Raw genomic sequence first — 14341 nt, forward strand, 5'->3', positions numbered from 1 at the left:
TCTCTCTAAATGGAAGATAAGACCAAATTTGTTCTGATATCGGTCGCACGGACTGGGTCTAACTACATTGTCGGGATGCTGAATAAGCACCCCGACTGCCACTGCCATTTCGAGATTGCCAACCCTAGTCAGGTCGTCGGCGCCGAAGGTGGTCCGGTTACGACCAATCGCCCCCTTACCCGGGAGTTTCGTGACGAAGATCCAGTTGGTTTTACCAATGCGGCCTTCGATACCAAGAAGCCGTTTGCGGCGGTTGGGTTCAAGATCTTCGGTGGTGATGTGCCGGAGATTGTTCAGTTCGCCCTGAAGTCTAAGGACATCAAAAAGATCGTCTTAAGGCGCGATAACCTCCTCGCCTCCTACTCATCCATGACCATTGCGATGGCGAATGGTGTCTGGCGGGCGAAGGAGAAGAGTGATCTGCGAGAGACTAAGGTTGAGTTCATCCCTGAGAAGTTTGATCACTATCGCAATGTTACGTCCCAGTTCTACCAACGGGTTGAGCACCAGTTGTCCAGCGAAGGGCAAGAGTTCCTGAAGCTCAGTTACTCTAAGCTGCGTGATCCAGAGCAGGCACAGGCCCTGTTTCGTTTCCTAAACCTCGCTGAACCAGCTAGCCCGGAAGCCGATTTGTTGCGACAAAACTCAAAGGACATGCTCGAGCGGTTTTCCAACCCCGCTGTTGTGCAGACCCATATGCGCGATATCGGTCAAGAAGACTGGATGTCTGAGTAAGCTTGGAGAGTGAACAATGGCAATTGTTGAGCAGTCAGACCTCTCGGACGAAGAAGTTAGCAACCTGATATCAAAGGTAAAATTTTGGTATCACTCAGTTGAAATCCTGCCCGGTGTCGTGGCCCCGGGGATTGTGCCCAAGGGTGATCGCTATCCTGAAGAAAAGCAGGTTCGGGCGATTGAGGGGCTGACCTCAATTGAGGGTAAGCGGATCCTTGAGATTGGCACTTGGGATGGCCCGGTTGCCTATGCTCTCGCAGCCCGCGGTCATGACGTCTCCGCTTGCGATATCCAGAACCCGCAGAAGACCGGTTTTAACACGATTGGCAAGATCACCGGGCTGGACGTGCCGTATGTTCGGTGCAGCGTCTATGAGCTGCCGGACCATTATGAACAAGAATTCGATGTCGTCTTGTTCATGGGTATTTTCTATCACCTGAAACACCCAATCCTGGCGTTTGAGAAGATCCGGGATGTGCTCAAGCCGGGTGGCCATGTCATTGCCATCGGCTCCGGTATGGGCACCTATGCTGAGCAGTTGAGCGGTGCTGCGGTTGACGAAGGCGCGCAGGTCGTCCTCGATGCCCTTGGCCAGGCCGATGATTTCAATATCCCGCTTTGCTTGAGCTACCCCGGTAATTTTATGAATGGTGACAATTGGTTTTTCCCAAACCGGACGGCACTCACCGGCTGGATGTCAGCGGCGGGCTTTGATGTTGGCTCAATGACCGGTAAGCAAGCGCCCAATGGTTGCCAGTACATCAATGCACTAGGCCGCAAAGTCTCTGGCTCGGTTAGCATGGAGCATCAGCTGATTGGTGAGCAGGGCGGCTATGTCAGTGATATATGACCGCTAAAGCTGGGCACGTATCAGTCCAGCATCCAGGCATGCTCTGTTGTTTCCAGATGCGCACGGACCTCATCGTAATTCCCGATGTCCTCTGCTAGCGACTTGCCGGTTTTCTGCAGCTGGATTTTTGCTGGAACCTGTTCAAGTCCCAGGAAGTTTAAAATCTTCTCATAGGCAATATTGGGGTCCTGCTCGACATCGTCTTCATAGGTCAGATGCAGGAAGCCAGGCTGCTTCTCTTCGAGGAACTCAATCAGGCCGCGATTGTACTCCACAGCCCCAGTGACTGTGTGTTTCAGCGTGCCACTGCTCATCGTGTCGAAATCGGTGAAGTTATCTAGGTCGATTAACACCTTGTCGTCGGGCGGCTGCTGGCCCTTAAGCACGTGATAAACTTGGTTCTTACTTGCACGATGCGCGCTGATCATCCGCTTCAGGACGTTTTTGCGTTCCAAGAAGATGTGCTGGCAATCATCCCTGAAGTATCCGCTTAAAAACGGTCGAATGGTTGTGTTTGACCGTTTGAAAAAGTTGATCGGCTTGACTTCTAGGCCGGTGATATCCGTCTTTTTGCTGGTCTGTGAGGCCACAAGCTTGTGGTAGTCCGGCGGCGTCAGGTTCTTTTTATCCTGAAGCGCGGCGGTGAAGATTTCCTGTCGCCAGTCGATACCTGGGTGCTGACTCAGCATAATGGCCAGAACGGTTGAACCGCTCCGGCCAAAATGAGTCATGAAAACCAGCTTATTTGACGCCATGAACTTCGCGCAGTAATCCCGACCGATAGGTCAGCCATGCGCAGCTTTGACCTCTAACCGGCGTTTGTGAAGGGTTGGCTCAGTATAGCCGTTGGGTTGGCTCGTACCTTCAAAGACCAGATCGCAAGCGGCTTTGAACGCGATTGATGTGTCGAAGTTGCCATCCATCGGCGTGTAGGTCGGGTCACCAGCATTCTGGCCATCTACCTTGGCGGCCATACGCTTCATCACGGTCATCACCTGATCTTCGGTGCAGATGCCGTGGCGCAGCCAGTTAGCAATGTGTTGGCTGGAAATTCGCAGGGTCGCGCGATCTTCCATCAGGCCCACATCATTGATGTCCGGCACCTTGGAACAGCCGACGCCATCATCAACCCAACGCACCACATAGCCGAGGATACCCTGGGCATTGTTCTCAAGCTCCTGCTCGATATCGGCGGGTTGCCAGTTTGGCCGCTCAATAACCGGGATGGTCAGCAGCTTGTCGATGGAGGCACGCTCCCGGCTCGCCAGGCGCTCCTGCTCGGCCTTCACGCTGATTGCGTGATAGTGGGTGGCATGCAGCGTGGCGGCGGTGGGCGATGGCACCCAGGCGGTATTTGCGCCTGCTTTTGGATGACCGGTCTTTTGCTCCAGCATCTCGGCCATACGGTCGGGCATGGCCCACATGCCCTTGCCGATTTGTGCCTTGCCACGGAAACCGCAGGCGAGGCCGATATCAACGTTCTGATCCTCATAGGCCTGGATCCAGTCTGCACCCTTAATGTCATCCTTACGGATGAACGGACCTGCCTCCATGGAGGTATGGATCTCATCGCCCGTGCGGTCGAGGAAGCCAGTGTTGATGAAGAAGATCCGGTCCTTCACCGCGCGGATGCACTCTTTCAGATTGGCAGAGGTGCGGCGCTCTTCATCCATCACACCGACCTTAATGGTGTTCGGTGCCATGCCGAGCAGAGCCTCAACCTTGCTGAAGATCTCATCGGTGAATGCAACCTCATCCGGGCCATGCATCTTCGGCTTCACGACATAGACGGAGCCGGCTCGGCTGTTCTTACGGGTGGTATTGCCCTTCAGGTCATGAAGCGCGATCAGTGGGGTTACGAACGCATCCATTAGGCCCTCTGGCATTTCATTGCCGTTGGCATCCAGAATGGTTGGGTTGGTCATCAGGTGGCCCACATTCCGCAACAGCAGAAGTGAGCGGCCATGAAGGCGGACGCTGCCGCCATCGGGTGCGGTGTAGGCGCGGTCGGCATTCATCGCCCGGGTGACGCTTTTCCCACCTTTCTGGAAGGTGTCTTCAAGCTTACCGGTCACCAGGCCCAGCCAGTTACGATAGGCGAGCACTTTATCGGCCGCATCGACCGCCGCGACACTGTCCTCGAGGTCCAGGATGGTCGACATGGCGGATTCAAGGATGAGGTCGGCGATGCCGGCCTTGTCTTCTTTGCCGATCGGGTGGTTGGGGTCGATTTGGATATCGATGTGCAGGCCGTTATGGGCCAGCAGAACTGAGTTTGGTGATGCGGCATCACCCTGGTAACCGACGAACTGTGCGGTGTCGGCCAGGCCATCGCTACCAGCCACCACAAGCTTGCCACCCTCAACGCTTAGGCCGGTGATATCGGCCCAGCTGGCGCCGGATAGTGGCGCGTGATCATCAAGGAACTTACGGGCCCAGGCGATCACCTTGGCACCACGTGCCGGGTTATAGCCGCCCGCACGCTCAGCGCCGCCATCCTCGGAGATGGCATCGGTACCGTAAAGCGCGTCATAGAGGCTGCCCCAGCGGGCATTGGCAGCATTCAGGGCATAGCGGGCGTTCAGGATCGGCACCACCAGCTGTGGGCCAGCAACCTCTGAAATCTCAGGGTCAGTATTGGCGGTTTCGATGCTGAAAACAGGACCCTCAGGCACCAGATAACCAATGCTGGTCAGGAACTCCTTATAGCCAGCCATGTCGCTGACCGGGCCCGGGTTCTCCCGATGGAAGGTATCGATCTTGGCCTGCATATCGTCACGGATGGCGAGCAGGGATCGGTTCTTAGGCGCCAACTCATCCAGCGTAGCGGTGAAGCCATTCCAATAGGCATCGCGGTCAATACCGGAGCCGGGCAGGGCCTCTTGATCAATAAAGTCGACCAGTTCTTGGGCGATCTGATAGCCGCCAATGGTGCTGCGTTGGGTCATGGGTTTGTTTCCTATCGGGTGTCGCCTATCGGCAAAGAATGTTTCGGATATCGGTTTGTGGCGGGGTCGGATCAGCCGGTAACGGCGGTTAGGCCAGCCGCCTCAACACCGGCGACGGCGGCGATCTCGTCATTGTCTGAGGTGTCGCCAGTAATACCGACAGCACCCAGCAGGGTACCGGCGCCATCCTTGACCAGCACGCCGCCCGGAACCGGGACCAAGGCGCCATCGGCGAGGGCGTTTACCGATTGGATGAAATAGGGCTGCTCTTGCGCGCGAGTGAAAATTGCGCGGCTACCAATGCCGAGGGAGATCGCACCATAGGCCTTACCATGGGCAACCTTGGGGCGAAGCAGGCTGGAGCCATCCTCACGTTCCGTGGCCAGGGTGACGCCATGGGCGTCCAGTACGGTCACGGTGAGTGGCTTGAGGTTCAGCTCACGCCCCTTTGCGCGGGCGGCTTCAATGATGGTTTTGGCCTGGTCGAGTGTCAGGGTGGACATGGGCGTTCCTCAAAAATCGTTCGGGGCTGGGTGGCGCGCGCATGTCGGTGGCGCCCCGCAGCTTGGGACCATGGGATGGTCGTTTAGGACGAATTCAGAGGTAGGTGGCAAACCCATGATCGGCAAGTGATTTACGGCGATCAGCCCGGCATCAAAAGCTTTATGCGCAAAACGCAGGAATGGGTTAGCGTGCTGGCCTGTGGTTACGCCCGTTAGTTTTCAGGTTTTGGAATGCTGGATCCCGCACTTTTCGGTGCTTTTGTCATCGCTTCAGTTCTGATCGCGGTCACCCCTGGCCCAGATACTGTCTTTGTTGTGGGTCACACCATCACCCGCGGTCGGCGTATCGGTTTCGTCGCCATGGCGGGTATTGGTTTGGGGCTGGTCATCCATAGTCTGGCGGCGGTTTTTGGTCTGTCCCAACTCTTCGTTCACGCGCCAATGGCCTATGAAGCGGTTCGTTGGTTGGGCGTTGCCTATCTGCTGTGGTTAGCGTGGCAAGTTTGGCGGGATGGGCAGCAGGGTGTCGATCCCCTGGCATCCGTCACGGGTGAGGGGGGCGAGGCCCAGCCAACGCCCAAGACCGGTTATGCCCGGGTGTTCCGCAACGCGCTTCTGACCAACCTATTCAACCCGAAGCTGATCGTCTTCTTCATCGCGTTCTTGCCGCAATTTGTGCCGGCGGGCGCGCCAACGGCCCTGACCCTGATCATGTTGGCCATCGTCTTCGTCGCCATTGGCATGGTTTGGCTCGCCGCGATGGTGCTGCTGTTCGCCAGGATTGGTGGTTGGTTAAGTGAGAATGCTGGGTTCTGGCGTTGGCAGAACCGTATCCTGGCCGTGACCCTGGGTGGGATGGCGCTTTGGCTCGCCGGGCATGAGCGGCAGGCGGGTTAAGTTACCCTTATTGTTTTTTGGCGAATGTTGGACCGGGCCTGCGGGCCCTGGTATGAGTAGAGTGATAAAAAACAAGGCGTTGGACCACCTACAAGCCAACGCATCGGGAAGGCTTACATCGTGACCCAATACAAGGCAGATGACCTGTTAAATGCCATGCCTGACGCCGTGGCTGAGCTGGCCAATCGGGTGCGGCTAACGATTATGGAGCACACGCCGGATTGCGATGAGGCAACCATCCCGGCCGCAAAATCGATCCACTACATTCTGCAGGGGCCAGACTACATCCCCGGGCCATTCCTGACCCTGGCGCTGACCCCCCGCTCGATTAAGCTACATTTCCTCTATGGTGATCAGCTTTCCGACCCAGATCGGCTGCTTGAAGGGTTTGGCGGGCGTCAACGCATTGCCGCTATTCAAAGTGTAGATGATGCCCAGCATCCAGGCCTAATCGGGCTGATTGACCAGGCGCGCAAACTGCGCAAACGGTAGGGCTGTTCTGCCTGACGACAGCTGGGGTTGCCTTGCCGCTGGCGAGAGGGCATATCTCCCGTAATCCCAGAGTTCACCAACATTAGGAAGAGGCCCATCATGGCCGGCATGTTCGCGCAGCGCGTCACCGTTGAGCAGATCGAAGAAGGCTATGAACTAGCCCCGAAGTTCGATGCTGACGGTCTTATCCCCGTCGTCACCACCTCCGCGAAGAGCGGCGAGGTGCTGATGCTTGGCTACATGAATGAAGAGGCGCTGAAGCTGACGGTTCAAACCGGTGAGGCCCATTATTACAGCCGCAGCCGCAAGCAGCTTTGGCGTAAGGGCGCATCATCCGGCCTGCTGCAGAAGGTGCAAGAGATCCGCATCGATGATGACCAGGATGCCGTCTGGATCGCGGTTGAGATTGATGGCCCTTATGGTGAGGCAAGCTGCCATGTTGGGTATCGCTCTTGCTTCTATCGTTCGCTAGAGGTGGGCCAGGGCGATGATGCCCCGGCGAAGCTTAAGTTCGAAGAGCATGAGCTCGTCTTCAATCCCAAAGAAGTGTATGGCGACGCGCCAAATCCGACCCAGGTTTAATCTCGAGCGTCTTTATTTGAGATTGGCCGGTGGCCTTTGACTGAACAGCAATCAGAGCCAACATCCAAAAGCGATGATGCGCCCACACGGCCGTCATCCCGGTTCGCCCGCTTTCCCTGGATTACGACGGCAATCATCATTGCGCTGGTCGTGTCGATCATCGTGCCCGATCTGCTGTTTGATCGGCTTCGCCCTGATTTACCGCGCGACGCGCTGGCTGAGATCGAGGAGCAAGTCCGCGACCGCTACACATCACTGACCCATGTCGACATTGCCAGCGTGCCCCGGCTTGAGAGCACGGGGCCAGAGCTGGTGATCTTTGATGTCCGGGAGGCAGTCGAGCATCAGGCCAGCCACATACCGGGCGCAATCCAGGTCGACCCCAACATTTCAGCAGTTGAGTTCATGCGCCTCTATGGCCGTGAAGTTGCGGATAAGCAGGTGCTTTTCTATTGCAGCGTTGGTCGCCGCGCCTCCCGCCTTGCCGTGCGGGTTGAGCGCCCATTGGCGGCAGCGGGTACTCGCATCCACAACCTGTCTGGCGGTATTTTCCGGTGGTTTGGTGAGGATCAGCCGCTCAATAATGCAGCAGGCGAGGTGGTTGATTACATCCACCCCTATAACCGTTCCGTGGCCCGCTTGATGCCCAAGGCCAATCCAGAGACGGCGCCAGACTTCCAGATGCTGCCTTAGTGGCTTAACCAGCTTAGCTGACGATGACGTCGATACTGACCGGTTGATCCCCGCATTGAGGGGCAATCTGGTCCAGATATTCGCCCAGGCTCTGCTGCTCCATCGCCACCTGCTGACCATCAATATAGAGCCCGATGACATCCTGCTGATTGATCAGGATTACCGCCATGTCGAGGCAGAGGATGGCCGGCACATTCTCCATATGAAAACGGGCGAAGTTTGGGTCGCCGGTGAAGGGGGCTGCCTCAATCGCCCCATCCTGCCAGGGCGCGGTCAGGGCGCCATCAACAACCAAGCTAGGCGGCGCTGCATTCAGGCGGACAATCAAATCAGGGCGTAGATTACTGTACCTGCCTGCCTCATCGCTCCGCCCCTCAAATGCATCGGACACGGCACCAATCATAAGGGCAATTTGAATTGCCGAGCGGTTCGGTGAGATGCGTTGAGCCTCCGCCGTTTGCAATCCTGTTCCAGCCATAACAAGGGCAATCAGAACAGCGATGACGACCAATGGTCGTATCGGTCTGGGCGAGGGGTGATCAAAAGGCATTTTTGAGGACACAGGTGGTTGGCGAAATGACCATTAAGAGGCCGTTAACGGCTTCGGGCCTTAGCTACCGTGCTACGCTGATTTCTTCAGGTTTTCAATATTCTGACGGCCCATGGAACGCGTCGACGACCCAACCGAACGCCAACCACTCGAAACAGAGTTCTTCACCTTGGCAAAGGTGCTGTTCGAGCATGGGCTGGTTGTGCGTGATGGTCATGGCCATCCCATGGACCCCAACTCTGTTGAGTCAGATCCTGTCCGCTTCGAACAGCGGCGCAGCCTGACCTGGAAGTTGGTTTTGACCGCCTATTGCCATATGGCGGATGAGTACGGCTACACCCGTAACTCGCTGGATATGGATAGCCGTAAGCTGTTCGACGCAATCCGTGGGATGCGCACAATTGCGAGTTTCTTTGACTGGCAACTGCAGCCACTCACCACCCCGGTTCAGCGCAATGCCATCCGTGATTTGGTCGAGCTTAGCACCGCCGGCATGCCGTTTCGTGAGGTGCATTTCAATTTGAAGATTGAGAATGGGCGCCTCATCGTTGATGACACCTTGCTCGACCTGTTGCGGTATCTGACCACCATGCTTCGCCACGATGTGTAACCGTGCAGGTGACAGGATCTGATACTGCGGCTATTTGTGCGCCTGATCGGGTTTCCCGGCCCGCGCTTTGCCCCATATCCATGCATCATGACAGACGCTCAAAACCCACCAACACTGCCCATCAAGCGCGTGGTCGCCATTATCACCCGGCTGACCATTGCCAGCCTGTTCATCGCTATCATCGGAACCGTGGCAATCTTCGTCGGTTGCGCGGAGGGTGGTGGCACTTGTCAGGATGGCCAGCCGCTGCCGGGATGGATTGCAACGGTTACCAAGGTTACCGGCGGCTTTTGGGGCTTGGTGATGCTGCTTCTGCTGATCCTGCCGGTCCCACTCTTCATGAGTATGCGGGCCCAACGCCGACAGCAGGCCGCCTTAGATCAAGCAGATACCTAGAACAAGACACCGCCACGGGGTGTTTAGTAGGGTCCAACGGTCATGGCTGAACCCGATCCACTGTCTTTCCGGCATGCCTTGATTGATACGCTCGGCGCGTTGGCCGAACGCCAACTTGGCTCTATCAAGGTCGTTGATGCGTTTATGACCATTTGGCTGACGCGTCCCGATCTGCGTGAGCTGGGCACTGATCCCTTTGGTTTCCTACTTTGGTTCCTCCATACATCGGACAAAGAGTATCCGCCGCTTAACCAGGTGCGGCCAGACATCCGCCGGTTTGCCACCTTCGGCCGTCCGGCTGACTTACCGGTAGATGTTGAGCAGGGGGATGACGAGCCGCCGCTGTCTGAGGGCATGCTGATGATCTGGCGATACTTGCCGGATTGGCGGGAGGCGTTTGACATCACCAATGCCGAAGGCCGTGACGCCTTGTTCTGGAACACCGTTTTCCATGGTGTTGAACAGTTTGAGATGCCAGGCCTAATCGGTGCTGAGGCGGCGGCCTATTTAAACGCGCCAGCGCCTGATCTTGAGGGTTCTGATAAGCACCTTGTTCCGATAACTCGGTTAATGCTGCGGACCTGGCAGCGTGATGAACGCCTTCAAGCCAAGATTGATATTAAGCGTCCAAAGCATGTGGAGGCGCTTGCCCGCTGGATGCTGGTGCGAAAGCTACCCTCGATGGGGCTGGCCAGTTTGGCGCCCAGGGCTTGGTACCAGGCCCTAGATGTTGAACGGCCCAAACGGATCTATGCGGTTCCGGATCAGCCATCTGACAACTCATCTACGGTCCGATCAAAGGGCCCTGAATTTGGCGTCACCATTTACGGTTTTGCCTATGGTGAGCTGGGTATTGGTGAGGATGCGCGAACTGTGGCACGGGCCCTGATGGCCAAAGGTATCCCGGTTGAGATTGTCGACATCGCACCCAGCCAGGAAACGCCCACTGGCGATTTAAGCTTACAGGATTTGGTTGTTTCAAAGCCGACAATGCCGATCGCCATCTACTGCCTAACAGCGATGGAAATGGCCCGGGTCTGCCTTACATCACCACTGGCTAGGAACCCGGCTCGGTATCGAATTGGCTACTGGCCATGGGAGCTTTCACGGCTACCCAAAGCCTGGCAGTTCGCAGAGGGTCTGGTGGATGAGGTTTGGGCCAGCACCCAGTTTGCCGCCGATGCTTTTTCCGATCTATCGGTGCCGGTGCATCGGCTGCCACTGCCGGTGGTCGCCCCACCTAAGGTTCAAGAGAACCGTAGCGCCTTTGGCATGCCAAGCGACGACGTCGTTTTCCTGTACGTCTTTGATGCGAAATCCTATCCGGCGCGTAAGAACCCTATGGCCGCCCTTATTGCCTTCCAGCGGGCTTTTTCTGAGCCGGTGGATGGTGGCCGACAACCCCATCTGGTCTTAAAGACCCTCAGCGGTCGCCAGGAACCGGAGATGCTAACCGCCCTGAAGAACACAATTGGCGATGATGATCGGGTGACGATCATCGATGCCCGGTTTGATCGGGCAGAGGTTTGGGACCTCATGGCGAGTGCGGACGCCTATATCTCACTTCACCGCAGTGAGGGGTTTGGCCGAACCCTGGTTGAGGCCATGCTGTTGGGCAAGCCGGTTATCGCGACCAATGCATCGGGTAATGCCGATTTCATGGATCATCCGCTGGCCCATCCGATTGCGGCGGCTGAGATTAGCGTCAAGCCAGACCAATACCCCTGGGCAGAACCAGAGAGCCGTTGGTTTGAGCCAGATATCAGTGCAGCCGCCGCTGAGATGCGGCAGGTATATGAAGCAATCTGTGCCGGTGAAGCGGTGCCAGATGTTGGTAATGCCAATGCCCGCTTTTCATTGGAGGTTACCGGTGCGGCCTACGCCGAACGGCTAGAGCAGGTTGCCAATCAGCTTGATCTTAAGACAGGTTGAGCCAGTCCGGACCGCCGCTGCAATCAAGCTCTTGTAGGGCTGATAGGAAGGCGGCGCGATCAATCTCATCAATGTCGGTGCCGTCTAGGAACGCCATGAAGATCATGGCATCGCCCTTCAGCTTCTCGCTGTCTTCGTCATATCGCACAGCGTGATAGGGACGACCATCGGGGTGTCTAGCGACAGCAACCGGCAACTCCTCCATCAGGTGGTAGGTGATGGTGAGATCCGTTGGGGCTTTTTGGGCTTGGTCAGACACTGGCGTCTTTAGAACCCTGGCTCTAAGCCGCCGGCCCGTTTCTGCGCTGGCGCCTCTGGTGCCACTGCATCTCGGTCAGGTTGGATTGGCTTAGATGATGGCTTAGTGAGCTCATTCGCCCCGACCTGATCACCGCCAATCACCAGGTCCAACGTCTTCTGGCCCAGGCCATCCTGTGCCGCCCCAAAGCTGCGGCTTGTTCGGCCATTGAGCGCTAGGCCGGTTTCGACCAAGCGTTCCTGAATGGTGTCGGGCAGGCGTTCCCATTGGGCGGCAAATCGGTTGATACCCCGTGCCAGGGCCAATGCTTCTTCTGGGTTTGCCCGAATACCGTCATGGTCAACCTTGTCCCGAAGGGCGAGCAGACTATCGATTTGTCGATCTAACGGTGATCTGCCATGGCGATTGGAAGGCCGCGCCAGCCGCTTGGCAATGTCTCTATCCTGACCACTGGAATCCGGATCTTGCAGAACACGTGCCGCGACTTTGATCCGCTGCATTCGCTGTTCTCGTTCGGCAATCTTTCGGGCGGCGTCACCCGACAGCAGATTGTTCAAACCATTGGCGGCTGCCACCGGGTCATACATCCGGGTCAAGCGACCGACGAGCGTCTCGTACCGCTCGGCCTGTTGCATGGTGAACGGATCATCGCCCACCTCTTGCAGCAGCTCTTTTAGCTGGTCGTAGGCCCCATGGGTCCGCTGGTTTTCATTCTCCATCGCCCGGTGCACAACCTGGATCTCGGCGATCACGCCATTCGGCATCCGAAGCTTGGTATTGATCGCGCGGTAGCCGTGCTCCATTGGTTCGGCGAATGCATCGCTGATTTTTTTAAGTAGCGGCTCTGACGGATGCTCCATTGAATCGGCGAGCTTGCCATAGCGGGCAATGACCAGCTCTCGCTTACGCCATAGCCGGTGCCGTGCCTGCTCAATATCCCGCCAATCATCACAGGTAACCTTCAGACGGACGGCATCGCCGACCGACGACATAACCTTGCCGTAGTCTTTCTCAGCCTTGGTTGAGAGGCCGCGTCTGGTTTTTAGATTTACTGGGCTGATTTCAACATTGAGGCCGGAGAACAGCTGAGCGGTGAAGTCGGCAAGTACCGGCGCGGCCGCAAAGGCCAGCTCCCGTTGGGCCTTAGTGGTGGCCCGCATTCGTGCATCGGTCGCACGCTTATGCCGGTTAATCGCCATAAAGGTTAGCGCTGTAAGCTACGGTTCATCCCATCACGACTTGGTCAGGTTTCATTCCCATCACGTCTGCCCAAGATTCCCTATTGGTCAAGAATGCCGACGAAATGGCTTTCTGGCAATGGTCGAAACGTGATTTCTGGCTTTGTTTGCCACAGCTTAACCGCAGGATTGCCATGTTTCGGTCCCGGGAATTTTGCATGCTTTATCAGCAGATTGGCGTATACTAGCCAGTGCTGATATCCACGGTCGTGGTTGGGGCCTGCCAGGGTTCACATCGACCCTCTAAACAGCGATAACCGGTTGATTATGAATTCAAGACTATTTGCACGCCGGAACTTCCTGATCGGCGCTGGCGCTGCCGGCCTCATGGCACCGGGTTTGGCCGGCGCCCAAGACCTGATCAGCCGCGATCCAGACCCACAATATGTCGCCACCGACATCCGCCCAATGCGCCCTGCCACCTTGCAGCGCTGGGATATGGCAAGCAATGGCCTACCGGGCACGGATCCATGGCGGGTCGATAATGATGAGGTGTTCCGCGGCTCGCCGACGATGCGGGTTGATGTAACCGCACCACAAAGCCTGCCTTTGGTAACCTATACCGCGCCAGAGCCTGGCTTAGGCTTGGGCCTATTCCAGTTAACCACCGTGATTAAGGCCGAACGTGTCTCTGGCCCAATTAGCAGCAGCCTGGCAATCAATTACGACACCGGGCGCAGCTATGAGCTCGGCACCGCATTCTCTTCTGGCCATGGACGGTTTGATTGGAGCAGCTTCCCGGTTCAGTTTGGCAACCCTGTCGGCAGCTCTCGCATCACCGGGATTAGCCTAACCCTAACCATGGCGGGTTCTGGGATCCTTTGGCTCGGTGCGCTTGAACTTACTGATCTTGGTCTGCCGCCAGACCATAATTTTTTCCAGCGGGACTATGACTAATCATGGGCAAGAAAGCGTTGCGATCTCTACCAACAATTAGTGTCTGCCTTGCGTTGGCCATTGGTACCTGGATGGCGGTGCCATCCGTTGTCCCGGCACAAAACCCAGAGGGCGTGGTTGCTGGTTCTGGACAGATGCCATTGGTATTCCCAGCGGGCCTGCCGCAGCACCTGTTCCGCGCCGATTTCCAGGAGCTCCAAAGCTATGCCTTTGAGCTCGATGCGTTCCAGCAGCGGTTGGTTGAGAATGTGGTGATTTGGGCTGATGGCCTGAATTCACTCGAGATGCGTGCCGCTGAGAGCCTGGTGTCATTCCCCTTCTACATTGAAGGCGGGGAGGTTGGTGATCGCCAGGACCTGCGCCGTTCGCTCCAGCAATGGTATCTGACCGAGGCGCTCGACGGGTATCGTGAGAAACAGAAGCATGCAATCCGCCATCTGATCCTCCACAACGTCGATGTTTGGCTAGAAACTGCCGGGCAGGGCCAGGGGTATGAGGAAATCTTTGACGATATCCGCATGAGCGATGGCTATGTGGTGGAGGTGGTGTTCGTTGACCCTGAACAGTCACATCGGTCCAATACCCAGATCTTCTTTGTCACTAAGGAAGACCAGCCCCGTATTGCCGGTATCTGGGATTATCGCCTGCCACAGCAATAACCGCTGCCCATCCTCGCTTGGATAGGTCGATAGGCTGCTAGCGCCAAGATATAGAAAAGGCCCCGTTTGGCGGGGCCTTTTGTTTTGGGCTAATGCCCGT

17 protein-coding genes are annotated in these 14341 nt (G+C 56.7%); 11 read left to right on the forward strand and 6 right to left on the reverse strand.

From position 1 onward, the window contains the following. Positions 1-9 precede the first annotated feature (9 nt). Positions 10-735 (forward strand): hypothetical protein, encoded by a 726-nt coding sequence (locus KI792_09340; GenBank protein ID MBV6633220.1) that lies wholly within the window; start codon positions 10-12, stop codon positions 733-735. Positions 736-751: 16 nt separating this feature from the next. After that, positions 752-1585: a DUF1698 domain-containing protein gene (locus KI792_09345; GenBank protein MBV6633221.1), complete on the forward strand. Its 834-nt coding sequence runs from the start codon at positions 752-754 to the stop codon at positions 1583-1585. Positions 1586-1605: 20 nt separating this feature from the next. Here the strand turns inward: KI792_09345 and KI792_09350 are convergent, their stop codons facing one another. The 3 genes from KI792_09350 to KI792_09360 all read right to left on the reverse strand — a co-directional run bounded on the left by KI792_09350 (position 1606) and on the right by KI792_09360 (position 5036). Beyond that, positions 1606-2316, reverse strand: a complete 711-nt coding sequence (locus KI792_09350; GenBank protein MBV6633222.1) for a hypothetical protein — start codon at positions 2314-2316, stop codon at positions 1606-1608. 54 nt (positions 2317-2370) lie between these two features. Then, positions 2371-4533: a malate synthase G gene (locus KI792_09355; GenBank protein MBV6633223.1), complete on the reverse strand. Its 2163-nt coding sequence runs from the start codon at positions 4531-4533 to the stop codon at positions 2371-2373. A 71-nt stretch (positions 4534-4604) separates the two neighbouring features. Beyond that, entirely contained in the window at positions 4605-5036 is a 432-nt protein-coding gene (locus tag KI792_09360; GenBank protein MBV6633224.1) for a heme-binding protein, read from the reverse strand. A 231-nt stretch (positions 5037-5267) separates the two neighbouring features. Between KI792_09360 and KI792_09365 the strand changes: the two genes are divergently transcribed. From KI792_09365 to KI792_09380, 4 genes are all read left to right on the forward strand, one after another. Beyond that, entirely contained in the window at positions 5268-5933 is a 666-nt protein-coding gene (locus KI792_09365) for a LysE family translocator (protein MBV6633225.1), read from the forward strand. A 120-nt stretch (positions 5934-6053) separates the two neighbouring features. Next, entirely contained in the window at positions 6054-6425 is a 372-nt protein-coding gene (locus tag KI792_09370) for a hypothetical protein (GenBank protein MBV6633226.1), read from the forward strand. 99 nt (positions 6426-6524) lie between these two features. After that, positions 6525-7007 carry a phosphoribosyl-AMP cyclohydrolase gene (hisI, locus tag KI792_09375; GenBank protein MBV6633227.1) on the forward strand — a complete coding sequence of 161 codons (483 nt, stop codon included), beginning with the start codon at positions 6525-6527 and terminating at the stop codon, positions 7005-7007. Between the two features lie 36 nt (positions 7008-7043). After that, the gene (locus tag KI792_09380) at positions 7044-7700 is read left to right on the forward strand and encodes a rhodanese-like domain-containing protein (GenBank protein ID MBV6633228.1); all 657 of its coding nucleotides are present in this window, start codon (positions 7044-7046) and stop codon (positions 7698-7700) included. A 13-nt stretch (positions 7701-7713) separates the two neighbouring features. Here the strand turns inward: KI792_09380 and KI792_09385 are convergent, their stop codons facing one another. Then, positions 7714-8178 (reverse strand): hypothetical protein, encoded by a 465-nt coding sequence (locus KI792_09385; GenBank protein MBV6633229.1) that lies wholly within the window; start codon positions 8176-8178, stop codon positions 7714-7716. A 184-nt stretch (positions 8179-8362) separates the two neighbouring features. Between KI792_09385 and KI792_09390 the strand changes: the two genes are divergently transcribed. The 3 genes from KI792_09390 (at position 8363) to KI792_09400 (ending at position 11188) form a co-directional block, all read left to right on the forward strand. Then, complete coding sequence (locus tag KI792_09390) at positions 8363-8860, forward strand: hypothetical protein (protein ID MBV6633230.1); 498 nt, start codon at positions 8363-8365, stop codon at positions 8858-8860. 87 nt (positions 8861-8947) lie between these two features. Then, positions 8948-9256 (forward strand): hypothetical protein, encoded by a 309-nt coding sequence (locus tag KI792_09395; protein ID MBV6633231.1) that lies wholly within the window; start codon positions 8948-8950, stop codon positions 9254-9256. Between the two features lie 42 nt (positions 9257-9298). Beyond that, entirely contained in the window at positions 9299-11188 is a 1890-nt protein-coding gene (locus tag KI792_09400) for a glycosyltransferase (protein MBV6633232.1), read from the forward strand. Here KI792_09400 and KI792_09405 read toward each other — a convergent pair. Both KI792_09405 and KI792_09410 read right to left on the reverse strand, forming a co-directional pair. Continuing rightward, on the reverse strand, positions 11175-11447 hold the full coding sequence (locus tag KI792_09405) for a hypothetical protein (GenBank protein ID MBV6633233.1): 273 nt from the start codon (positions 11445-11447) through the stop codon (positions 11175-11177). The genes KI792_09400 and KI792_09405 overlap by 14 nt on opposite strands. A gap of 8 nt (positions 11448-11455) precedes the next feature. After that, positions 11456-12646, reverse strand: a complete 1191-nt coding sequence (locus tag KI792_09410; protein ID MBV6633234.1) for a hypothetical protein — start codon at positions 12644-12646, stop codon at positions 11456-11458. 306 nt (positions 12647-12952) lie between these two features. Between KI792_09410 and KI792_09415 the strand changes: the two genes are divergently transcribed. Together KI792_09415 and KI792_09420 are read left to right on the forward strand one after the other, a co-directional pair. Further along, positions 12953-13582, forward strand: a complete 630-nt coding sequence (locus KI792_09415) for a hypothetical protein (protein MBV6633235.1) — start codon at positions 12953-12955, stop codon at positions 13580-13582. 2 nt (positions 13583-13584) lie between these two features. After that, entirely contained in the window at positions 13585-14241 is a 657-nt protein-coding gene (locus KI792_09420; protein ID MBV6633236.1) for a hypothetical protein, read from the forward strand. The last annotated feature ends 100 nt before the right edge of the window (positions 14242-14341 follow it).

Source organism: Alphaproteobacteria bacterium SS10 (assembly GCA_019192455.1).
Lineage (GTDB): Bacteria > Pseudomonadota > Alphaproteobacteria > TMED2 > TMED2 > TMED2.

Excerpts from the sequence above, each read along its gene's own strand:
- KI792_09345 (MBV6633221.1), top strand. The coding sequence starts at position 752 with ATGGCAATTGTTGAGCAGTCAGACCTCTCGGACGAAGAAGTTAGCAAC.
- KI792_09360 (MBV6633224.1), bottom strand. The coding sequence starts at position 5,036 with ATGTCCACCCTGACACTCGACCAGGCCAAAACCATCATTGAAGCCGCC.
- KI792_09410 (MBV6633234.1), bottom strand. The coding sequence starts at position 12,646 with ATGGCGATTAACCGGCATAAGCGTGCGACCGATGCACGAATGCGGGCC.
- hisI (MBV6633227.1), top strand. The coding sequence starts at position 6,525 with ATGGCCGGCATGTTCGCGCAGCGCGTCACCGTTGAGCAGATCGAAGAA.
- KI792_09365 (MBV6633225.1), top strand. The coding sequence starts at position 5,268 with ATGCTGGATCCCGCACTTTTCGGTGCTTTTGTCATCGCTTCAGTTCTG.
- KI792_09390 (MBV6633230.1), top strand. The coding sequence starts at position 8,363 with ATGGAACGCGTCGACGACCCAACCGAACGCCAACCACTCGAAACAGAG.
- KI792_09385 (MBV6633229.1), bottom strand. The coding sequence starts at position 8,178 with ATGGCTGGAACAGGATTGCAAACGGCGGAGGCTCAACGCATCTCACCG.
- KI792_09340 (MBV6633220.1), top strand. The coding sequence starts at position 10 with ATGGAAGATAAGACCAAATTTGTTCTGATATCGGTCGCACGGACTGGG.
- KI792_09355 (MBV6633223.1), bottom strand. The coding sequence starts at position 4,533 with ATGACCCAACGCAGCACCATTGGCGGCTATCAGATCGCCCAAGAACTG.
- KI792_09400 (MBV6633232.1), top strand. The coding sequence starts at position 9,299 with ATGGCTGAACCCGATCCACTGTCTTTCCGGCATGCCTTGATTGATACG.
- KI792_09395 (MBV6633231.1), top strand. The coding sequence starts at position 8,948 with ATGACAGACGCTCAAAACCCACCAACACTGCCCATCAAGCGCGTGGTC.
- KI792_09350 (MBV6633222.1), bottom strand. The coding sequence starts at position 2,316 with ATGACTCATTTTGGCCGGAGCGGTTCAACCGTTCTGGCCATTATGCTG.
- KI792_09415 (MBV6633235.1), top strand. The coding sequence starts at position 12,953 with ATGAATTCAAGACTATTTGCACGCCGGAACTTCCTGATCGGCGCTGGC.
- KI792_09420 (MBV6633236.1), top strand. The coding sequence starts at position 13,585 with ATGGGCAAGAAAGCGTTGCGATCTCTACCAACAATTAGTGTCTGCCTT.